A 21,961-nucleotide genomic window follows, 5' to 3' on the forward strand; every position below is an offset into this window, starting at 1 on the left:
GAGCTTCCCTTTTGTACATTGATGAGGTAATCTCAAGTACCGACCATTTATTGCTACAATGCTCCACCTCCCTATTTTGATTACTATCATTCTAGTCAGACCGCACAGTCATCTTCAACTTATATTAATGCGATTGGGATTAAAAATAGATTATTAGGACCTTCTTCCTTGAATACATCTTTAGCCCCTGTTTTTTCGCGATTACGACATATAATCTCGGGTAAACACCTCTTCATATGGTATAATCTACTAGTATGGTGGTATATCATTCCACACATCATAGAATTTGAGAGGAGAACATTGTATGCAAGTTATGCAAGAAAAGAAACGCTGGACCAAGCTTAAACGCTGGGTGGGAGCCGGTGCACTGAGTTTAACGCTCCTGTTAGGACTTGTATTTCCGGTGCATGCCGCTGAAGAACCTTCAGCTCTTCCCGATATCAGTCCTTGGTCTATCTCGACGCTGCATGAAGGAGAGAAATACGGAATTTTCCCGTTGGAATGGTACTTTGACGGTACATTCAAAGAGCCTATTACTGATGATAAATTCCAATCGCTAATGGATGCAACTGAAGCGGAGCTGGATCTGCTCGGACTGAAGAAAAAGGAAAATTCCCTGTCGTTTGAGACGGGAAAAGCAATATCCCGAGAAAATGTAATTCGTTCTTTATACAAGTTGCTGGCTAACTATGAGCTTCCAGAAGCTTTCGGAATCACTGGAGTTGATCCGATCAACTATATGCAGCAAAAAGGTATCGTAAAAGGTACCAAAGCCGGGCTCCAGCTGGAGCAACCTTCAACCGTTGAACAAGCAGTTGTCATGGCAAGCAGACTGGTTGATTATACATACGATACGGCCGAAGGCGGAGCCAAAGGTCTGATGTGGAAAGTTACAAACGATAAAAACACACTCTATTTGCTCGGATCGATTCACTTGGGCAACACGGACATGTACCCGATGCATAATCGCATTCAAGAAGCCTTTGAAGCATCAGACGACCTATGGGTTGAAGTTAATATTGTTACCGGAGACATGAGCTATCTTGAGGAAAAAATGGTGTACAGTGATGGCACTACACTGAAAGATCATGTTACCGCAGAGACTTACGAGAAGCTTCAAAAAGTACTTGCTAAACTGGGGCTGCCAGCGAATACTTTTGATACCTTTAAGCCGTTTGCCGTTTCGAACACGCTCTCAACATTTGATCTCGGAAATCAGACTGACAGCAATACGGCTATGCTTACCGGTATCGACAGTTATTTCATTACCAGCGCAATGCTTACAGGCAAACCGGTTCGTGAGCTGGAAAGCATTAAGCTGCAGGCCGATTTGTTCGCAGATGTACCGATTGAACAACAGGAAAAAGAATTGAATCAATTGCTGGATGTTCTCCTGACCGATACAGGAGCAGAGGAAATCTCTAAACAGCTGGAGCAAATGCAGACAGAATGGATTGAGGGCGACCTCAAAGGTCTGCAACAAATGCTATCAGCTGAAGGAGAGTTCGCTGAGGGAGGAATGAATGATCGCCTCGTCGGAGAACGTGACAAAAACATGGCGAATAAACTGGCTGAATTGTTGGAGCAAGAAGGAGAAAACACCTCCTTTATTGTTGTAGGTGCGGCCCACTATGCATTGGAAGGCATGGTTGTTGATCAATTGAAAGAAAAAGGCTACACGGTCGAGTTTATTCAATAATTATCCAATATTTATACTGGATCTGAACACATCAGTTTAGCTCTTCATTACAGTATCATAATATGTAAAGCTTTGGAGCAGAGCGGGTTCTACGAATGATGTAGACTCCGCTCTTTTTTGTATCATAAATCCGGAAGAATGCATCATGATCTTGATTTGATAACGGTTCATTCCATAACCTCCGGCTTGTATTACTCCAGCAAAAAACCGAGTGAGATACACTCGGCTTTGGCTAGATTATGATGAAACTGGTTGTGTGTCAATATAATCATGCTGGTTTTCATTGTACCGGCCCTCTAGCGCTTGCTCTTATCGACTCATAGCGATCCCCCAGTATTTTTTGGAAATAGCTTTGATTATGAAGCATACTAGGATGATCTGCATAAAAACTCATTGCGATTTCGTTGTGATAACATGCCCTTTCCGTTTGACCAAGCTGGTCGTAGCAGAGGCATAATTTTAAATGCGGAACCCAGGTCCAGAACGAAGCTTGTGTCATTGTTAGCTGATCTGAAGGAATTACCAGTTGTGTCGCTTGCTCGAACCAATAAATCGCTGGATGGATCATCTCTCTTTGCAGCAATATCTCACCGATTTGACAGCATATATCCGAATGCGGTTTATCATATTCAAATGAACGGAACAGTGCCGGGAGCCGATCGTTCTCGTTTTGGAGCTCGTGGTGACAACCCTCCATTTTCAAGCAAGCCTGAATACAATCCTCATACCATCCCTGCTTTGTCTGTAAAAACTTTTCATAAAAATCCAGCGCTTCCTTGTACCTCGCATGATCCTTCAGTTCATTCCCAAAATAATACAGATCCCGGGCTGAAAATTCTTCTCCTGCAGCAAGCCGCTTCTCATAAATACGCAGGTTCCGATCGGTATACTCCTTATCCTTTTTATGGTAGATTGCGATTTCGCTGTTATAAATCTGTCCGCCGACGGCCAGATACTCATGTACCGCGCCATGCCATATAAAGCCGGCCTCGCGCCGGACTAACCGGTTTCGCCGCAAGGAAAAGATCGCCTCCCCCTTCTCGTTGGTCGTCAGTACATAGGGCATTGTGACACTATCGATATGGCGAGATACCGACAGCATTTCTTTTAATTGCTTAAATGCCGCATGATCCTTCGGGTCAACTACATCATCGGCATCCAGCCACAAAATATATTCCTGTGTAGCTTTGCTGAAGGCAAAATTCCGCGCTGCTCCAAAATCATCAATCCATTCAAAATCATAAACAATCGCACCGTTATTGGCAGCGATCGCTTTGGTATTGTCCGTCGAGCCAGTATCTACAATTACAAGTTCATCCACAAGGCCTTTTATGCTGTCAAGACAACGCTGCAGACTGCTCTCCTCATTGCGTACAATCATACATAAACTGATCGTGATCATCGCTGATCGCTCCCCTCCCTGGCCTTTGGATATGCTGATCCATTTAAGCCGTCATAATCAATCAAAAATTTGGAAACGAAAACGGCTAGCTCGATCATGCCGAGCTCCGACATTATAATATGGGACATTCCGATTTCCTTAGAGCGCAATGGATGTCAGCAGCAAGCTTGTTACTTTTATTTCGTTTCAGGACGATTTCAGGCTTGATATGAGGAATATTAGGCATGGAGATGAACCGTTCAGTTCGGCTCCATGAGCAAACAAATATTAGGTGAACACTTCCAATTTTGTATTCAGACATACGTTAAGCTTTTACATATTCGTATGATTTCGTTTGCCTTGTTATGATGTCTCTGAAGTTTATACCATAGGTCAAAAATAGAGCTAATTGACCTATGCTTCGAGATTGTCGATAATAGTAGAAGAACCTTATTACCTTCAAGAGATTGGAGCAATTCAATGAGATATCTCAATTTGGAACAATGCATCAACGATCTGGAGAAGCACGGACATTTGATTCGTATTCATGAAGAGGTAGACCCTCATCTAGAAATGGCAGCTATACATATGAAGGTATACGAAGCAGGGGGCCCTGCCCTGTTGTTTGAACGGGTCAGAGGGTCCAGGTTCCGTGCGGTATCTAACCTTTTCGGTACAATGGAGCGCAGCAAGTTTATTTTTCGGGATACGTTTGATTCCACACAGGATGTCATTGCCCTGCGCAACGATCCCATGAAGGCTCTTAAAAATCCATTTAAATATGTTGGAACGGGATTGGCTGCCAAAACAGCTCTTCCTATTAAAAAAAGCGGACTGCCCGCTGATTTCCAAGAAATCCAAATATCAGACCTTCCACTCATTAAGCATTGGCAAGGAGATGGCGGCGCTTTTGTCACTCTTCCTCAAGTGTATACAGAAGATCCGGAGAAGCCAGGGATTATGAACTCTAATCTCGGAATGTACCGGATACAGCTAACCGGCAACGATTATGAGTTAAACAAAGAAGTGGGAGTACATTACCAAATACAGCGTGGTATTGGCGTTCATCAGGCCAAAGCGAATAAGCTGGGGCAGCCGCTTAAAGTGAGCTGTTTTATCGGGGGACCACCGGCCCATACCATCTCCGCCATTATGCCGCTACCGGAAGGCATGAGCGAGCTGACCTTTGCCGGCTTGCTGTCTGGACGCCACTTCCGTTACAGCTATGTAGATGGTTACTGTATAAGCCATGACGCCGATTTTGTCATCACGGGTGAAATCTATCCTGAAGAGACCAAACCGGAGGGGCCTTTCGGGGATCATTTGGGTTATTACAGCTTGATTCATCCGTTTCCGGTGATGAGAGTGCATAAAGTGTATGCCAAGAAAAACGCCATCTATCCGTTTACCGTTGTAGGCAGACCGCCGCAGGAGGACACCTCCTTCGGGGAATTGATCCATGAGCTGACTGGTGGAGCGATCAGAGCGGAGATTCCAGGTGTCAAAGAGGTGCATGCGGTTGATGCGGCCGGGGTGCATCCACTGCTGCTTGCCATTGGAAGCGAGCGCTACACTCCTTTTCAGCAGGTGAAGCAACCAGCTGAGCTGCTCACGCAGGCCAATCGTATTTTAGGGACCGGCCAATTAAGCCTGGCCAAGTATTTGTTTATAACAGCTGAAGAGAAGCAGCCTGTCAGCACACATCAGATTGAGAATTTCTTGACGTATATTTTAGAGCGAATCGATTTGCACCGGGATATTCATTTTCAAACCAATACGACCATCGATACACTGGATTACTCAGGAACGGGACTCAATACCGGAAGCAAAGTCATATTCGCGGCTGTTGGAGATAAGAAAAGAGAGTTGTGCACCGATGTACCAGACAGCCTGAAGGACCTAGGTGGCTTTAACCGTGCAGCATGGATTCAGCCAGGCATTGTTGCGCTTCAAGGACCCGCTTTTAAAAGCTATGATGAAGAAGAGCAAGAAATAAACGACCTATGTAACATGATTCGTGAGAGGGGACCTCTCTCTACTTGCCCGATGATCATTTTATGCGATGACAGCGACTTTTTGAGCAAGACCATCAGTAATTTCCTGTGGGTTACCTTTACGCGAAGCAACCCTTCCCATGATATTTATGGGGTAAACAGCTATTATAAGAATAAACATTGGGGATGCGATAACGTCATTATCGATGCTCGTTCCAAGCCGCACCAAGCACCACCGTTAATTCCTGATCCAACGGTTGAAAACAACATCAAACGATTTTTCGAGAAAGGTGCCAGTTTAAGCAACATCCCGATATCGTAAAGGGCATCTTAACTTTGTTAACTGCAAAAGCCGCTCTGTCACTGAACTTCGATCCGCTCAAGTGATAGTACAAAACATAATAAACGGCCTTGTTCCTGATTTCTATCGGAATAAGGCCGTTTAGTTACTTAAACAAATAAATCAACAATTTCGTTGACGTTCTTCTCCTTTTTATATGTAAAATTATTGATACTTGAGAAAAATTATCTCCCCTCATTCTTATAAAAAGGCCCTGATGATATAGCCTATAATAAGACCAATAATCCAGAACAACATCAGCCTTCTGTTATACTTCGAATCGTCACTAATTGCGGCATCAACAACATAAACGAGCAGCAGCAGCCCAATTCGTAAAATCACATGAATAAATGGGAAGGCCAATCCACTGATTAAAGCTAAAATCTGAAGCAGCCAAATCCACTTTTTATTCATTAAACGCCCCCCTTCCTGATTACGGATACTGTACCAGCAACTAGTAATATATCAGAAAACAATGGATTTACAATACATTAATCGGTTAATTCAATTCTATGTTTTCTCCTCCTGTAAAATAAAAAAAGACCAGTACATGGCCTTATGTCAGCCGATATACTGGTCTTAAGCATTAACTTATTCTACTCATATGAATCAGACACGCACACCCTGGTATCTCTCCAGCTGCTCTTTCATAAACCGTGTGCTGTCGTTCAACAAATCTGTATCCACCGGCGCATGAACGACCTTGCCATCTCTCTTCATCCACTTCCCGTCAATCATTACCTGTTCAATATTGCCTGCATTCACATTCATCAATACATAATTGTAAGGATCATATAATGGCGCCGTTTGATGTCGTGCGGTATTAATCATCATCAGATCGGCCTTTTTGCCTGGTGTCAAGCTGCCGATCTGGTCTTCCATCCTCAATGCGCGTGCGCCATCAATGGTACTCATTTCAAGCACACTCTTGGCGTTAAAGACGCCCAGACTTGGCTCTTCTCCCTTGATGTTAACCAGCTCATTATGCACACTGTGTGTATATGCCAAGGCTACCCTTAACTGGGTAATCATATCTGCGCCAACGACAGAGGTTGTGTCTGCACCGATCGACGGTCTGCCGCCTTTGCTCAGAATCTGATAAAATGGCGGGTTTCCGTGTCCCATCAGCATCTCAATCTCAGGTGTGATGGAAACCGATATGTCTTCTTTGGCGAATATTTCGTAATCTTTATCAGACAGCTGGTTGCAGTGGGCAAAGTTAATGTAATCGAGAGGAAGACCCTCTTCATATAAATGTTCGATCAGTCCATCCTCACCGGGAACACCTCCCACATGAGCGGTAGCAAATACATTTTGTTCACGTGCTTCTTTAATGCTGCGCTTGAACCTTTCTACATCGCTACTGATCGCACCAAGGGCAATCTGAGTCAGCGGGTTGCTGTTCGTCTCCCGCAGACGCAACATCTTCTTAAAGTTAGCATCTTCATCAAGCGGTTGTACAGAATCCGCAATAGCTACAATAGTACGCATCGAGATTTGCGAATCTGCTTTTAATATTTCAAGGCCATGCTCATACGTATTGGTCGAATTCGCCCAGTGCAGTACAGTTGTAACACCGGAATTGATAGCTTCCAGGTATCCGATATAACTGCCCACATAAATCTCCTGCGGACGAAGCTTTGATCCGATATCATCAAGAAATTGCGAATAGTATTCGGATAGCGACCATTCTGTAAAAGCTTGACTGAACAATTGCTGATATACGTGACGATGTGTGTCCACAAAGCCCGGCATTACAATATAGCCGGAACCATCGATCACTTCCATGTCCTCTGTCGGTTCAATTTGCTTTCCTACCTGCTTAATTACATTATTCTCAATCAAAATGTCCCCGTCCGTGATTTCTCCAATTTTAGCATCCATCGACAATATATGCGCGCGTTGTATTAAGATTGTTGACATCGTTATACCTCCAAATATATAAGATTTTGAGATACAGAACCAATCTAGTCTTCAAATCCAATTCCGCCACGAACCATACATTTCTCACGTTACGATCATTAAGACACTTACAGGAAAGCTGCGAGATTCTTTATATGCTGATATCCACCTCCCTCATATCTTAAAGTTGAGATATGTTTACAATTTACCATATTTTATAAAATAAATCAAATGTTCTTTTATTTTTGTTCGTTCACTTCCACTTAATAAACGTGAATTTTACATATGAATCAACTTTCTTCCCGCTCCTACCAAGTGATCCGTTATTAACGAGAATAACCCCTGTGATCGTAACTATACTTCCTGCTGCCATGTACCAGGATATTTCTTCGTTATACAAAATGCTTCCCGTTGCCATCGCGATGATTGGAGAAATATAAAGCCAGGTGGATGGAAAGAGAGGATTCGTTTTAGCCACAAGCCAATAAAAAATGGTGTGCCCTACCATTGAGCCGATCAGGATTAAGTACAGGAGCGAAAAGGCAATTTGAGGTGTAAACATCATCGTTATGTTGACCTGTTCTGTAAATAAGGACAACATCAGCAGCATGATACCTCCTGTCAGCATTTGGGCTGCATTTAAAGCAATAGGCGAAATATTTGTAAAATGGCTAATAACTCGCTTCGAGTATAATGCTCCGCCTGCATAAAATACTTGTCCTATCAAAATCGCCACACATCCCAACAGCCACAATATATCAGACTTTAAAGATAGTTGAGGCAGCACCAACAAAATAACACCTGCCAAGCCGATCAAACAGCCAAATATTTTCCTTCCTGCTACCCATTTACGATGGACGATGGCCTGCAGCAAAATAATAATCATCGGCGCCGTAGCAGAAAGAATCGCCGCTGTCCCTGAGCTTACGAACTGCTCCGCCCAATACAGCATCGAAAATGTTCCAAAGGTAAGGCCAAGACCTGTAAACCACATCTCTTTATGCAGCAATAAAGAAAAGTTCCCACGCTTCTTCCAGGTCATCCACAGTAAAAGAATGAGACCGGCAACCATAAATCGTATGCCTGCGGAAAAAAAGGGAGGAGCCCCCGCATCCACTCCAATCTTGATTGCTAAAAAAGTTGTTCCAAACACGATGCACATAATTGCATAATTCATGAGAACCATTGTAACGCCTCCTTCCCATCATTATAATGAGAAGAAAATAGAACAGTTCATCCAATACAGAACAGTTAAAGGAGGGTAATCATGATGGATCATGCTCGTTTATCCCGCTCACAGCGCAAACCGCTGTTTCAGCAAGTATACGATCACATCTGGAATCGAATTCAGCGAGCTGAATGGACAGAGCATAACAAGCTTCCCTCTGTGCGTATGCTTGCCGAAGAGTTGAATGTGAACCGATTAACGGTGTTCAAGGCGTATCAGCAACTAAAAGAAGAGAAAAAAATTTATGTTAAATATAAATCCGGCTACTATGTACATCCTGGCACACAGATGCCATTCAAAGATTTGGACGTTCCCATCGTATCTTCCTATGTCCAAAAAAGCCACTTGTCGGAAATACATCAGGTCCCAGCAACCTACCAATTTTCCCACGCATTAATCGACCCTAATCTCATGCCAAATCGTTATTTTTCCGAATATGTAAAGGAGATTTTTGATTTATATCCTACCGTGCTCAGTACATATTCCACCATCCAAGGAGATGAGGAGCTTCGAGAATCACTTGCCCTTTACTTTGCAGATAAACATCGTTTTCATCTAACGCATGATGATATCTTGATCACCTCCGGGTCCCAGCAAGCTATCGATTTAATAGCGCGAATGCTAATAGAGCCTGCGGATACCGTATTACTCGAACGGCCTACCTACAGCGCTGCAATCGATATTTTCCAGCAGCACGGTGCTCGGATTGTTTCTGTAGATATCCATCCATATGGCTATGATCTGAACCAGGTTGAACAGTTAATGAAGCAGCATAAGCCGCGTTTCTTTTACCTTAACCCTACTTTCCACAATCCGACCGGATACATCGTGCCGGCTGAGCAGCGAAAGCAGCTGGTGGAGCTAGCGGAACAGTACCGCTGTTTCCTTATAGAAGACGACCCGTTCCGTGATATATATTTTGAACAGGAGCCGCCTCTGCCACTTTTTTCGTATAGTACAGAAGGTTATGTCATTTATATTCGCAGCTTTAGCAAATACGTTGCACCCGGATTGCGCATCGCCGCCGTCTGTAGTCATTCCTCATTAAGGAAGCATCTCTTTACGGTTAAGTCATTGGCGGACAATGGAACACCGCTGCTTAATCAGAAAATGTTCTTACATTACTTTAAGTCAAAGCGGTTGCAGCAGCATATTTTAAAGCTCCAAACCGCGTTAAGCGTTCGTAAATCAATTATGGAAAGCGAACTCTCCCGTACCAACTGGACATGGGACAGCCCAGCAGGAGGCCTTAACTTATGGGTAGAATTGCCAAAAACTATTGTCATGGAAATGCTTCTGGTCAAATGCCTTGAACAATCTATATCCTTTGTTCCCGGCCCCATATGTGATCCCTCCAAACAATTAACATCGTGGATTCGTTTAAGCTATTCATATATTAATGAAAAACAACTAAGCATCGGGATGAAGAAGCTGATTCATTTGGCAGAGCAGTTGGATTCTTGATATACAGAGCCCTTCTCTTTTGTCCTCCACTTTGACAAAAAAGAAAAACCAATGATTGCAACCGCCGCACAACCTAATGTAAGAGTGCTTCCTGGGAAGGGCGATTAGGGTATATAACTATCGTAGGAGAAAGAACACTTGGAATAATTGCTGGTGGTGTCGGTGATATTTTTACAAGAGAAGATAGATTTTCTATGAGATTCTAAATTTCCAAGNTTTTTACAAGAGAAGATAGATTTTCTATGAGATTCTAAATTTCCAAGGAAATAATAAAAGGAGGTATGTTATTATGGATCTTGAACAACGAATAAGTAATTTAGAAAAACGAATGAATTCTCAGAAAAAAATGGAGGGTAATCAAAAAAATCCTTGTTACCATAATTGTTATATGGCTAGTACTGTTTTTAATCGGGTTGACTCAATTTCTAATTGCTTCATCGGGTTCTTGATTTCCGGTGGTTTTCGGTTGCTTGGGTTGCGATTAGTAATTCTTGAACCACTCCATTTCCGCATGCTTTCTATACTCTCCAATCATCTTTCAACATTAGTTCAATAATCTTTCTTTTATCTGACCAGAAAACGAATAGATCTAAATCATAATGTTTTCTAGTTTCTTCGCCCAGAAATATATCAATAGCCATTCCTCCGCAAATGGCCCATTCAATTCCCCATGTTTCGAAAGTTTGTTTTGCTTGTTCAATGATTGAGTTCATAACAATCAACTCCTATACATCTTATAGCATCACTTGCAGTAATTTCTGATAACGTTTTGTATTGATGACGTCCTGGCCCCTTAGAGTCGCTGCTTATAGTTGTGAGGCTTGCCGAACACCTAATGCAGTGACGTCCCGACGGGCTTAGGGAGCTGGATGTGGTCACTCGCTTCTCACAGTGTCCAGGATCGTCAATATGGTGTTAGCCGAAGGAAGTTCAGGAAGCAGCCATTGCATTTAAGGCGTTCTCAAAATAGCTATATACTTCATCTGCAATTCCCAGAAACTCTTCAACAAGTACATTACTATCCAAGTAACAAGCATACAGATAATCAACTAAAAGCGGAGTCAATCTCACAATAGTTTAATATGGCATTCTTCATCTTAATAATGTCATCTTGCCATACACCTGTATCTTCTAAAACCAAAGAGTATAATGCACACGAATTAATCTCTTAGATTATATCTAGTTTTCATTGTGTTATCACTAACATTAGAAAGTAAACTATGTATACGATCTACTTCCTCCTTGGTCTTTGTATTTAAGTCTAAAATGAACTCTGGAGAAATAATTATCGATGGTACTTTTTCACCAACGTCATCACCATGTATACAAACACAAATTATATTAACCCAAAAACCCCACTCATTTGGTTTACTTAATACATCGTCAATCGAGCAAAATTATCGTACCAATCTTAGTTACTACTGGATATTCTTCCAGAAGCCTGTCTTTAATGTTTGACAATCTTTCGTAATCAATATCTTTGGGATTTACACATACAATAGTAAAGTCTGTAAACTCCCCTGCCTGTTAGCTTAATAAATTTAATTAATAGTTCAATGCTTATCTAATCGGTAATCGGCTTATTTTCTTGTCCTTTTCGGTAACGGTACAAGTTCTTGTCCTTGGCTCTGGACAAGAACTTGTACCGATAAAACAAAAAAGCCGCTAAAATGAAGTGACCCCCAAAAGTTAGACACGGTTATTTCATCAGGCAGCTTTCTCAAAATGAGTTCGGTACTGTACCGGACTCATTTTGAATTTTGCCTTCAACCGTTTAGTATTGTAGTATTCAATATATTTTTTCAGTTCTTTCTTGAAATGTTCCACATTTTCAAACTCTTTACAGTACAGAAACTCCGACTTGAGAATACCGAAGAAATTCTCTATGACGGCATTATCGTAACAATTCCCTTTTCGTGACATGCTTTGGAGAATGCCTCTCGACTTAAGCGCATGGCGATACGGCTTCATTTGGTAATGCCATCCTTGATCTGAATGAAGAAGAAGATGGTGCTCTTCCGGCAGACGCTTCAGTCCTGCATCCAGCATTTCAGATACCAGAGAATATGTTGGTCGTGAACCAATGGTATAGGTGATAATCTCCCCGTTGAATAAGTCCAAAATGGGTGATAGATACAGCTTTTCTCCAAACAACTTAAACTCCGTGATGTCCGTCACCCATTTCTCATTTGGCGCCTCCGCCGTGAACTGGCGGTCCAGATGATTCGGTGCAATCTTGCCCACTGTCCCTTTATACGACTTATACTTTTTCATGCGGACTAGGCATTTAATGCCTAGCTTTTTCATGAGCCGCTGAACCTTCTTATGGTTTACTTTCCATCCACGGGTTACCAGTTCATCACGAATACGGCGATATCCGTAACGCCCCTCATGTTCCGCGTAAATTGACTGAATTTCAGCTTCCAAATCGGTATTCAAATCTGGTTGATTCATACGTGCTATAAGGTTGTAATAGGTGCTGCGCGGGATACCAGCCAGCTGTACGAGTGCCATCACCGGATATTTATGCCTCAGTTCCCAGACGACTTGTGCTTTGTCTTGTTTGGTGATTTTTCCTTGTTTCGAACTAAGGCATTCAACTTTTTTAGATACTCATTTTCCATTTCAAGCTGCTTGATACGTTCTTTAAGTGCTTCGTCAGACCCTTCAACTACGGATCGTTTGATAGACGAATTGGAATCTTTCTTCATGGATGGACGCCCCTTCTTTTTTGGCTCAAGGGCTTCTAGACCGCCTGTCTCCATCTTTTTCTGCCAGGAATACAACATGGAGAAGTCCGGAAGGTTGAACAGAGCAGCGGTATCCATGAGAGAAGCGTCTGATTGAGCCATATGATTGAGTACGTCCAGTTTAAAGCTTGCCGGATAATTTGTATAGCCGTTAATAAAGGCTGACTGACCATGCATCTCATAGAGCTTCAACCAATATTGGAATTGGGACTTAGTAACGCCCATTTGATTTGCGTATTCCGTCTGCGATATAAGATCAGGGTCATACCCTTGAATTATCGCCAATTTACTATCTTTCGTAAATTTAGTCATAAAAAAACTGCACCCCCAACTGTTAGAGTGTGTCTAACAATTGGGGTGCAGTTCAAAATAGCGACTTTATGACTATGCTCTTGTCCCCCGACAATAATCCAACTATACTATCCATCCTCAAGTGCCTCTTCACGCGTTCACTTGAGCTTATCATAGAGACTCATCACTAGACTTGATTGATTTAAAGATAACCCATTTCAAAGTTTCTCAGCGTGGTTCTGTTCTGGTTTAGCTCTGCAAGATTTGAAATACAAGATCATGACCATTCACGCTAATTTAGTACCGTTTTCATAATGGAGATCTCCAAAATCGACAAAGAATGAAGGTCCATGAATAACCGAACAGCATCATCATTACCTCTAGCCCCAACACACGAATCCAAAGGCCCGTTTCAAACAAGTTCTGCACTATTATTTTTACAACTTGAAATGAAATTTTTGTCATCATGTCATCCATTGATTTAGAATCTCGACCGTATATGATAGTTTTTACTTCTAAATTAAATCAATTTCATAATGCAATACTCTTACATAAAGACAAACATTAATATGAAAAGTAGAAATTTTCTGTTTTCATTATGAAATCGACGTTAGAATAGGCGTAAATAGTGCTTAATGTTCGGATTCTATGTATTAAAGCAATTATGAAATTCATTCAATTACCTATAAATCCCCCGACTTTCACCAATCTATTTTCCCCTTTTTATAACAATAATCGCGAATTTCTATATCTTCCTTTGCCTCGTAAAACCTCCTTTAATGGATGGATTCATTCTATTGCGCGTAAGGTATCCGATACTTCATGGATGGGTATAAACACCTTACCTATTCTATCAAGCTGTGGATCGAGAGAGTCAGGTTAATCCTGTTTTATCGTCATACTTCTACAAATCTTGTTCTTGTGAGATGTTCTAAAATATACACTTCATCCCCTTCTACCGTATATTCCAAATATCTATTATCTCCATAAAGACGCTCTAAATGATCGAAAATATCTCGCAGTTTATAATATGCTCGTTCATTGATTATTTTTAATTTATCAAGAGAGACTTGGTTCGGTCCCCAACTACCTCTTGAGAGAGCGAGGCCTTGGTAAAAAGGAAGGAAGAATCCCTTGAACCTACGGTCATCACCTTCAGGAAGGTTGCAACATATCCCACTTCCTGATATTGAAGAATAGCAACCAAATACCATTCTTTGAATGATAATACTTTTTGGAAAATCCCCATTGAGTGACAACATTTTATCATACATTTTTTTAGCCCAATACAGAACTTCACTCTCTAACGTCTTGTTTTTCTCTTCAGGCATTGGTAAGGAATCAAAATATTGGCTCCTATTATGGAATATATTTTTAATGGTATTAACAAATTCTTCTTGATTAGGCATCCTAGTAAGTTTCAGATCACTTTCATTAAGTAAATAATTAATTCCTACGTTTAAAATACTATGAGGGGGACGAAGATGGATCTCTTTACTATAGTATTTAGACTCGCACCTAATAGCAAACAACTGTACATTATATTCTTTACTTTGAATATTTTCTATAAAATGACGAATTTTCTCTTTTGTTTCTTCACTTATTTCTTTCTTAGTTTTATAATTGTCAAACTCTTTCTCTTCAATAAATATGGTTTCTGGCACTGGTACTCCAGCTTTAATTAATTTGAAAAGTCCTTGGGCCTTATTGTTTAGTTTCGTATAAGAATGATCATCACAGTTATGGAGATTAAGTACAGCCATTTTTTCACCCTCATTTATTAATGTAATTTATTTGAAAAAGGATATCTGTGACTCTTTGTACACTCTGCGCAATACTTAAATTTGAAATGTCTATCTTGTAATCAAAATGATTATGTTGTGAGAATATCTTGTTTAATTCGATGATTCTATCGTCTGGCATAATATCTTCATTGTTTCTTAATTTGTTTCTCCTCAAATTTTCGTTAAGATCGCAATACAGCATAATAGAGACGATATTGGAATCGATCTTTTTAAATTGATTAATAGCTAAATCAAACTGCTCTAATGTTTCATATACAGCATCTACAATAATATTTTTGAAGCCATGTCTTTCAAAATTCTTTATTAATAAAGATATATTTTCATCAGTTATCTTTAAAAAATCCAATGAAATATTCGCATTAACCATAAAATTATGAACAGAGTCACTATGAATACAAACACAGGATTTAATCTTTTTTGACAAAAGTCCAGTAATCGTTGATTTTCCAATACCTGCTGATCCGGTAATAATAATGATCATTTTATATCAATTATTCCCACTATAATTTATTGTTTCTCCGTTTTCTCGCTCATTCTTACTATTTTCAGTTATAGACCTTTTAGGGATTGGAGAAGTCTTATAAGGAAACCGTACTTTTCTATTAAGGGGGAGGTAGTGGTCCAGCGTTGGACATTTAATTCCAACAAATAGTCGAATATAACCACTGGACGCCCTTATATTCCTTCATTCTTCCGTTATCTTGCCTGTCTAATACTTTATTTTCTAATCAAGGTCACTCTTGTGAATCTTTGCAAGGCTTATTCAAAAACTCTTTTTTTATACCTCACGATTTTCAAAACTCTCAACTGCGACAAATTAGCAACATGATCTAATACTTTATTTCTTTTAACAGTAATTTTTTTCAATTCGTTGAGTTTTCCATGCGTTTCATAGTAGTCTTCATGTTGATCATTCTTCTTTTAAGAGCAGTGCTTATTTTAGTTCAAACCTAAAATTCTGTAATTACAGAAATGACTCCTAATTTTATTCAGTTATTGAATTAAAAATCTTATGGATTGAATCAAATGTTGGTCTACCCTTGATTAAAATCCCTCTACAATTAGTCATAACTTTTAGTAATTTGTCTTTCTTCTCTATAGGATCTGTATGTTCAAAGGGATAGTCCACATAAGACTCATCAAGTAAATTTTTTGTTAAATAGCTTTCTATTTGTGTTTCCTTTAATTTTTTTATTTCTACTTCAGATCCTTCATTGTTCTCTAAGAATACCAATATGTTTGGTTCCATTTTCTCTTGACTTCTATTCTTGAAGAATTTATTTAAATCTTGAGGCGGAATACAAACTTTATCGCCTATTAGATTATTTTTCTCTATACTTTCCTTTTCAGCATATTGGAATATTTGTTCATGTAACTTTTGATTAGGAAATAAATTTTTATCAGCGAGATTAATTCGATAGGAAGAAATTGTTCCCGCACAATGCAATTTTTCTCCATTTGTCCACACAAATGTCTGGTCGCCAGAGATTAAAGACGCCTCATTATATACAATTAATGCATAGGCTATAAAACTTTTTCCGCTCCCTTTATTCCCAAATAGCATAATCGTATGATCATTTAACGCAACGGAGGCTGCATGAAATAAACTCCCACCTAACTGGTTTAGTTCTCTTCCAATTACTCTCCTAATACCGCAATAAATATCTTGAATAAAGTGACGACTACTCATATTTCTCTTCCATACATGCCATCTCTTTTTTTTCTGCCAATTGGTAATGGTAAGGGAACCTGATCTCTCAATCAATAGGGATGAATTTCCATCAAAAAGGTTTTTATTGAGAATAAAGAGATCTACAACATCTAATTCGTTAACAAAAAAAATTTCCCAACTTTGATCATCTTCTTTATATCCATGATCCATTTTTATATCTAATAAAAATCGATTCAACTCATTTTTCCAAAAAAAATCAAATCCTGTAAAGATAAAATGAGATTTTTCAAAGGACCATTTAAATCGACTATTTACATCTAAATTTAACCCTTCTAATGTGTTCATGATTTTTTGCATCACTAGCGTACTCTCGCTATTTCTTAACCATTCATTCATCCATAAACTCCTTTTTAATAAATATGACATCTTACTAGGTACACATGAATGGAAAATTTGCTCATTACTTATTCATTTTCGTTTCTTTTACAATATCCTTGTATCTCTCAGGGAAAATCGCCACAGCGCATTCCCCCTGCTCCTCATCGAAGTCTATTCGGCTCTCCAACTTGACTATCTCATCCTAACTCAATTTTTTGCCGGTTTTGTAAATGTTTAATCATAATTGTAGATATCTGTCCAGTTAATACCTGTGGTTTGTTCACTCCAGTGCAGCTTAAAATATAAAGTTTGTTTACCATCTAAAGATTGATAAAATTTCTCGATACCCTCTAAAACAGACCCCTCCAAGTCAATACTTGGCAAATTCAATACTTTGTCGGTATATTCAATTGCATCAATATATAACTTTGTCGGTATACCCTCTTTTCGATGTTTTTCTTCATAATACGAATAAATTGTATATGAGCATCTATTGTCCCAGCATAAAAAGAGTCCACCGGCTACTGTATTCTCTTTGGTTAATGCAACTAAGTATTTTCCTTTTTTTTGTTGAATCGCTGTACTAAATAATTCTTTTGTTTTCATGAAAACAGCATCATTTCGATCACGTTTAATTAACTTGGTAATATCACAATACGATAAATCATCATCAATTATTGTCTTTATTCCCGCTAGATTTGCTTTTTTCAAATCCAACTTTCTTCCTTTAGATAAATCGTTAATATTAGTCCTACTAGGAAAATGATAATGATAAGTATATCTTACTTCTGGAAGAAAACCCTCTTTTATGAATGGAGTCATGTCTGTTATATCCTTATTACATGCAAAGGAAACGTATGTAAAATGTTTCTTTAATGTAATGATCATTAGTTCTAAGATCTTCCTCTTGATCAGCACACCTTTTCGATCACTTCCAATTTCATCGGAAAATACTGGGCCACAATAAGGGACCGATATCGTACTTTGAATCGATACTCTATCTTCTTTTCCACCAAAAATAGGTAACCCGCATAATAATTTTTTGTTTTGAAATGCACACAGTATAAAGTTTACTGATTGTATTTGTAAGAACCAAGACTCGTGAAAAACCGTTCCCCCAATACCACGTGAAATAAATTCATCCCATTCTTTAATACAATCTAGTTTGATTAATTGAATGTCATATGATTTCTTCATAAAATTACATCACTCCAGCCAAGAATTATTGGTGAAATAACATTTCCTTCAACTCATTACATGTTTCATCGATCTGCTCATTGGTCAAATTGTTCCCTGTTCGAAAGAAGAAGTATCTTTCGCTGAATTTTCTCCAATTAGGATATTTTTCACCGTTACAATCCATTAAATCATTCCTATTTATACTCATATAATAATCATTCACACATTTTATTTTGTGTGGTGGATTAGGTTGTGATTGCTGAAAACAATAGTTAGATTTATTATTCAATCGATTTTCTAATTTTTGAACAAATGGACCATAATGCAATCCATAACGTTCTAAATCCAATTCCATGATGATTCTATGGAAAATATTTGACTGTTCTCCTATAATACTGCCAATATCTCTTAGATGTTCTATATAACGATTCGCTTTTTGTTTCTTTACTGATATGATCTCTTCCCATTGATCTAGGCGGTGTGATAGAAATAAAATATCGATTGTACTTAGATTTGAATTCAGACCTAAAACTTCATAATTGGTATCATCCAAATAATACAATCTACTTCTTTTCATCGTCTCTTCATAAAGTAATGGATTATTAGAACAAATCATACCTCCAATACCAATTGAAAGCGGTTTCCCATTTCCGAAAGAAAATATAGATACATTTCCGCTTGTCCCTACACTGACTCCATTATAGGAAACTGCTAACGTTTGACAACAATCTTCGACGATGTAGAATCCATATTCCCTCTGCAATGAAACTAACCAATTTATATCACATGCTTTGCCAAAAGAATGTGTAAAGACCACAACTTTTGTCTTAGGAGTAATATAATTAGTAAAATTAGACTCTTGCAGAGCCAGATACTCATCTACATCAGATAAAACTGGTGTTGCCTTAAGTAGCATAACCATGTTAACCATCGATTGACAAATAGAAACAGGTAATATCACCTCATCGTTTGGTTTCACCCCCATAGCTAACAAAGCTATTAAAAATCCTTCAGAACCGCTTCTTGTTAGGAGAGGATTTTTAACATTAAACATATTAGCGAATTTTGTCTCTGTTTTATCCATAATATCCATTAGACTCGTTTGATTATAAATGCTTTCAAGTCGAGATAGTATGTCTCTTTGATATAAGCTAGCATTATAAGCATCCATATAAGTTTTCCCTTCTTCACGATTATACTTTCTCGAGGCGATGGTGCAGAGAATTCGCCAAGCCATGTCGGATAAGTGATGCGGAGTACGAACTCTCAAGCCTTTATTGTAGTATTCTGTTCGAACATTACGCTCGTGGATCGGAATTCTTCGATAGAATAGAAATACTTAAGTAGTAACATCATTTCTACCTAGTTTGAATCATTAACTCATTCAGTAATTTCATACTTATTTCGTTTTCTCTTTGTTCATAACACTCAAACAAAAGTGGCTGGTCATCCGCAATGAAATGTTTGAACCTTGCTATTTCTTTGATTGACTCATTATTTAGTGGTGAATGTGTATCTTCAAATCCATTATTCCAATGAACATGATAGGCACAGATATGTTTATAAATTTCTTGTATAAACATACTCATATCATTTTCGGTTTCTTTAGATGAGATTCTTGCATGCCCTATATCAAAAATAACTTTTAATCGTTCAGAATTTAATTTATTAAAAATATATTCAAATTCTTCAACACAATCAAATAGCCTTGACTTTCCATAATTCGGAGGTAAACGCACTAAATTTTCGATAGCAATATTTATTTTCATGTTTGAGGTGGCGCTTAAAATTTCTTCTAAGGCATTTATGGCTAAATCAAGTCTTTTGTATTTTTTGTTCTTATCTATATTAGAAAGGCCTGCTGATCCTAAATGAACAGTCACCCATTTTGCACCAATTTCTTCACCACAAACCAAAGTTTCATAAACAATATCCCTACTTACTTTATGGATCCTTTCAACTTTTTCTCCTAAATTTATTCCTTGAATTGCATGAATACTTAAGGTTAAATTATTTTCTATTGATTCTGCTCTCACTTGTTCAAGATAGTCGTGATCGAACATAAATGAATCATCTGTATAATTATTTGCAAATAGTTCTAGATGAGGATAGTGGCTATTACTACGTATGAAATGAATCCAGTCCATTTTTGTTTTTTGACAAATACCAAAAACCAATTAAAGCACTCCTATTCATATAGCATTTTATTTATAGCTGTTTTACATATCGATTTCCAATTAGCAGCATAGGCCGTTTCATTAAGAATAAGGTAATCCGGATTTATAGTAAGAACTCTATTTAACTGTTCTTCATCATATTTTGACAAATGCTCTCCGTTAATCATGCTTTCAAAATAATCAGTAGCAAATATCAACAATTTATCCTTGTACGTCGAACATTTTTGTTTCATCATTTCGCCAAATTGGTTAATCTTCTCAAGTGAATAAAAATGCTTCAAGTCACCACGGCATAACATTATACCGTTAGCTACATATAATATTTCATCTAACTTTGATATTCCAACGGGGGTTTCTATTTTTGCAATTATCTTTTGATTTGAGGCAGTACCTAGTATACTTTTAGCTTCATCAACTATGGTTTTGCTATCTACAAATGACGGACAAATGAAATCGGAGATACCTTTTAACTCTTTAATCATTTGTTTATCTTCGGTAGATAGTTGCTTGGCAGCAATATATTTATGGTTTATAGTGATTCCACAATGGTTATATAGCCTACATTCCTTCAGCACCGTGCAGATCATGGTATTTTTACCTTTTCTGGTGATTTCCAAAATTGGTTGGTCATCATCAGAAATCATTATTCTGTCTCCAACTTCGCAATAATCCATAGCAGACATATCGTTAATGGAAACCCTATTTTCATTTCCTATTTGATCTTTATTCTTATCTACACAAAATTCATCGCCTTCTCTGAGTCTTACTTCACTATTTTCAAACTTTCCCAATCTTTTTTTTGCTCCTGGTAAATCCGCAAATAAAGTACATTTGATATTCATATTTTCCGATAAGCGTTTGCATTTTTCAATCAATCTTAAATTCTCATTAACTGCCCCTCTGCCAAAATTAATTCTGAATGAACTAACTCCTAGTTCTAGTAGAGTATTAACGATATCCCTTGTTTCTTTTTTCGGTTTTATTGTAGCAACAATATTCATTCCACAACTCCTAACGATTCTGCTCATCCATATCACAAGATAATATCATTTATAGAAATTCAAAATAACTATTTTCCGCTACTTCACAAAAATTAATTGTAATTAAATAAAAACGGGTAATTATTTTCCATCTGTGAATAAATAGAAGTAGCACCAACCACTCTACGCAGAGGAGATCTAGAAATGTCTCATACGTAAGGTAAAAGCAAGATTGATCTCGCCTGCGACATGATAAGTAAGTGCCGTTTCCAATCAAAGGACGCATGTGTTGATGAACTCGTGGTCCTCTTCGACTTCTGTTCTTCAGTCAAGTCAACAAAGTTTCCATGTGATTAGCGGTCTGCGGTCTAAAGTCGAATCGTAATTTTTATCCGCAAGGGATTCGACAACGATAAAACAATTTGCTTCGTATATCTCTGAGTCTGACACCGATCTCGTGACCACCGGAACAGACGATTGTCGAGTTTATCACTATGATGGAAAGCTTAACCTGTTCGAAAATGGGATCGTTCTTTTCTAATAGGAAGAGAAAGAAGAGTTAGCTCTTCAGTAAATGAAAGCTTTTCTAAGTACAGATATTTCTTTATCTAACGAGAAAATTTTGAATAATTATAGCAAACGCTGGTCGATTGGAACCTATTTTCGAGCTGCGAAAGTGTATCTCGGCATGGCTGTACTTATAGTTGGAACGGTAATCTTA

Annotated in this window: 17 protein-coding genes and 1 pseudogene; 3 read left to right on the forward strand and 15 right to left on the reverse strand. The window is 38.6% G+C overall.

The annotated features are described in order from the left end of the window. The first annotated feature begins 313 nt into the window (after positions 1 to 313). A complete protein-coding gene (locus C8268_RS11640) occupies positions 314 to 1,699 on the forward strand; it encodes a TraB/GumN family protein (RefSeq protein WP_106769927.1) in 1,386 nt (461 codons plus the stop codon). 36 nt (positions 1,700 to 1,735) lie between these two features. Here C8268_RS11640 and C8268_RS23335 read toward each other — a convergent pair whose 3' ends face one another. Both C8268_RS23335 and C8268_RS11645 read right to left on the reverse strand, forming a co-directional pair. Then, positions 1,736 to 1,870 (reverse strand): hypothetical protein, encoded by a 135-nt coding sequence (locus C8268_RS23335; RefSeq protein ID WP_272939329.1) that lies wholly within the window; start codon positions 1,868 to 1,870, stop codon positions 1,736 to 1,738. Between the two features lie 109 nt (positions 1,871 to 1,979). After that, the gene (locus tag C8268_RS11645; RefSeq protein WP_106767811.1) at positions 1,980 to 3,101 is read right to left on the reverse strand and encodes a glycosyltransferase family 2 protein; all 1,122 of its coding nucleotides are present in this window, start codon (positions 3,099 to 3,101) and stop codon (positions 1,980 to 1,982) included. A gap of 459 nt (positions 3,102 to 3,560) precedes the next feature. Here C8268_RS11645 and C8268_RS11650 point away from each other — a divergent pair, with 459 nt between their 5' ends. Continuing rightward, entirely contained in the window at positions 3,561 to 5,396 is a 1,836-nt protein-coding gene (locus tag C8268_RS11650) for a UbiD family decarboxylase (protein WP_106767812.1), read from the forward strand. 219 nt (positions 5,397 to 5,615) lie between these two features. Here the strand turns inward: C8268_RS11650 and C8268_RS11655 are convergent, their stop codons facing one another. From C8268_RS11655 to C8268_RS11665, 3 genes are all read right to left on the reverse strand, one after another. Then, complete coding sequence (locus C8268_RS11655) at positions 5,616 to 5,828, reverse strand: hypothetical protein (protein ID WP_106767813.1); 213 nt, start codon at positions 5,826 to 5,828, stop codon at positions 5,616 to 5,618. 195 nt (positions 5,829 to 6,023) lie between these two features. Then, positions 6,024 to 7,337 (reverse strand): amidohydrolase family protein, encoded by a 1,314-nt coding sequence (locus tag C8268_RS11660; RefSeq protein WP_106767814.1) that lies wholly within the window; start codon positions 7,335 to 7,337, stop codon positions 6,024 to 6,026. Between the two features lie 232 nt (positions 7,338 to 7,569). Further along, positions 7,570 to 8,502 (reverse strand): DMT family transporter, encoded by a 933-nt coding sequence (locus C8268_RS11665; RefSeq protein ID WP_106767815.1) that lies wholly within the window; start codon positions 8,500 to 8,502, stop codon positions 7,570 to 7,572. An 84-nt stretch (positions 8,503 to 8,586) separates the two neighbouring features. Between C8268_RS11665 and C8268_RS11670 the strand changes: the two genes are divergently transcribed. After that, on the forward strand, positions 8,587 to 10,008 hold the full coding sequence (locus C8268_RS11670) for an aminotransferase-like domain-containing protein (RefSeq protein WP_106769928.1): 1,422 nt from the start codon (positions 8,587 to 8,589) through the stop codon (positions 10,006 to 10,008). 518 nt (positions 10,009 to 10,526) lie between these two features. On the opposite strand, the gene C8268_RS11675 is transcribed toward C8268_RS11670, so the two are convergent. From C8268_RS11675 to C8268_RS11720, 10 genes and pseudogenes are all read right to left on the reverse strand, one after another. After that, complete coding sequence (locus C8268_RS11675) at positions 10,527 to 10,721, reverse strand: nucleotidyltransferase domain-containing protein (protein WP_106767816.1); 195 nt, start codon at positions 10,719 to 10,721, stop codon at positions 10,527 to 10,529. 217 nt (positions 10,722 to 10,938) lie between these two features. Continuing rightward, a pseudogene (locus C8268_RS23150) lies at positions 10,939 to 11,517 on the reverse strand (nucleotidyltransferase); the annotation flags it as partial. Positions 11,518 to 11,715: 198 nt separating this feature from the next. Then, positions 11,716 to 13,070, reverse strand: a protein-coding gene (locus tag C8268_RS11685; protein ID WP_106767817.1) for an IS3 family transposase whose coding sequence is annotated in 2 segments (ribosomal slippage) — positions 11,716 to 12,617 and positions 12,617 to 13,070 — 1,356 coding nt in all. Because the reading frame shifts where the segments join, the coding sequence is not laid out codon by codon here. An 875-nt stretch (positions 13,071 to 13,945) separates the two neighbouring features. Beyond that, on the reverse strand, positions 13,946 to 14,812 hold the full coding sequence (locus C8268_RS11690; protein ID WP_106767818.1) for a hypothetical protein: 867 nt from the start codon (positions 14,810 to 14,812) through the stop codon (positions 13,946 to 13,948). 10 nt (positions 14,813 to 14,822) lie between these two features. Continuing rightward, on the reverse strand, positions 14,823 to 15,335 hold the full coding sequence (locus C8268_RS11695; protein WP_106767819.1) for an AAA family ATPase: 513 nt from the start codon (positions 15,333 to 15,335) through the stop codon (positions 14,823 to 14,825). A gap of 504 nt (positions 15,336 to 15,839) precedes the next feature. Continuing rightward, positions 15,840 to 16,922 (reverse strand): phosphoenolpyruvate carboxykinase (ATP), encoded by a 1,083-nt coding sequence (locus C8268_RS11700; protein ID WP_106767820.1) that lies wholly within the window; start codon positions 16,920 to 16,922, stop codon positions 15,840 to 15,842. A gap of 216 nt (positions 16,923 to 17,138) precedes the next feature. After that, the gene (locus C8268_RS11705) at positions 17,139 to 18,101 is read right to left on the reverse strand and encodes a hypothetical protein (protein WP_106767821.1); all 963 of its coding nucleotides are present in this window, start codon (positions 18,099 to 18,101) and stop codon (positions 17,139 to 17,141) included. Positions 18,102 to 18,126: 25 nt separating this feature from the next. Beyond that, positions 18,127 to 19,254: an aminotransferase class V-fold PLP-dependent enzyme gene (locus C8268_RS11710; protein WP_158702725.1), complete on the reverse strand. Its 1,128-nt coding sequence runs from the start codon at positions 19,252 to 19,254 to the stop codon at positions 18,127 to 18,129. A gap of 187 nt (positions 19,255 to 19,441) precedes the next feature. Further along, positions 19,442 to 20,260: a TIM barrel protein gene (locus tag C8268_RS11715; RefSeq protein ID WP_106767823.1), complete on the reverse strand. Its 819-nt coding sequence runs from the start codon at positions 20,258 to 20,260 to the stop codon at positions 19,442 to 19,444. Between the two features lie 11 nt (positions 20,261 to 20,271). Continuing rightward, positions 20,272 to 21,261, reverse strand: a complete 990-nt coding sequence (locus tag C8268_RS11720; RefSeq protein WP_158702726.1) for a pyruvate kinase — start codon at positions 21,259 to 21,261, stop codon at positions 20,272 to 20,274. Positions 21,262 to 21,961 lie beyond the last annotated feature (700 nt).

This window comes from Paenibacillus faecalis (genome assembly GCF_900289175.1).
Classification (GTDB): domain Bacteria; phylum Bacillota; class Bacilli; order Paenibacillales; family Paenibacillaceae; genus Paenibacillus_AQ; species Paenibacillus_AQ faecalis.

Coding starts and splice junctions, on each gene's coding strand:
- C8268_RS11720 (WP_158702726.1), bottom strand. CDS start 21,261: ATGAATATTGTTGCTACAATAAAACCGAAAAAAGAAACAAGGGATATC.
- C8268_RS11655 (WP_106767813.1), bottom strand. CDS start 5,828: ATGAATAAAAAGTGGATTTGGCTGCTTCAGATTTTAGCTTTAATCAGT.
- C8268_RS11660 (WP_106767814.1), bottom strand. CDS start 7,337: ATGTCAACAATCTTAATACAACGCGCGCATATATTGTCGATGGATGCT.
- C8268_RS11640 (WP_106769927.1), top strand. CDS start 314: ATGCAAGAAAAGAAACGCTGGACCAAGCTTAAACGCTGGGTGGGAGCC.
- C8268_RS11705 (WP_106767821.1), bottom strand. CDS start 18,101: ATGAAGAAATCATATGACATTCAATTAATCAAACTAGATTGTATTAAA.
- C8268_RS23335 (WP_272939329.1), bottom strand. CDS start 1,870: ATGAACCGTTATCAAATCAAGATCATGATGCATTCTTCCGGATTTATG.
- C8268_RS11650 (WP_106767812.1), top strand. CDS start 3,561: ATGAGATATCTCAATTTGGAACAATGCATCAACGATCTGGAGAAGCAC.
- C8268_RS11700 (WP_106767820.1), bottom strand. CDS start 16,922: ATGAATGAATGGTTAAGAAATAGCGAGAGTACGCTAGTGATGCAAAAA.
- C8268_RS11645 (WP_106767811.1), bottom strand. CDS start 3,101: ATGATCACGATCAGTTTATGTATGATTGTACGCAATGAGGAGAGCAGT.
- C8268_RS11690 (WP_106767818.1), bottom strand. CDS start 14,812: ATGGCTGTACTTAATCTCCATAACTGTGATGATCATTCTTATACGAAA.
- C8268_RS11675 (WP_106767816.1), bottom strand. CDS start 10,721: ATGAACTCAATCATTGAACAAGCAAAACAAACTTTCGAAACATGGGGA.
- C8268_RS11710 (WP_158702725.1), bottom strand. CDS start 19,254: ATGGATGCTTATAATGCTAGCTTATATCAAAGAGACATACTATCTCGA.
- C8268_RS11665 (WP_106767815.1), bottom strand. CDS start 8,502: ATGGTTCTCATGAATTATGCAATTATGTGCATCGTGTTTGGAACAACT.
- C8268_RS11670 (WP_106769928.1), top strand. CDS start 8,587: ATGGATCATGCTCGTTTATCCCGCTCACAGCGCAAACCGCTGTTTCAG.
- C8268_RS11695 (WP_106767819.1), bottom strand. CDS start 15,335: ATGATCATTATTATTACCGGATCAGCAGGTATTGGAAAATCAACGATT.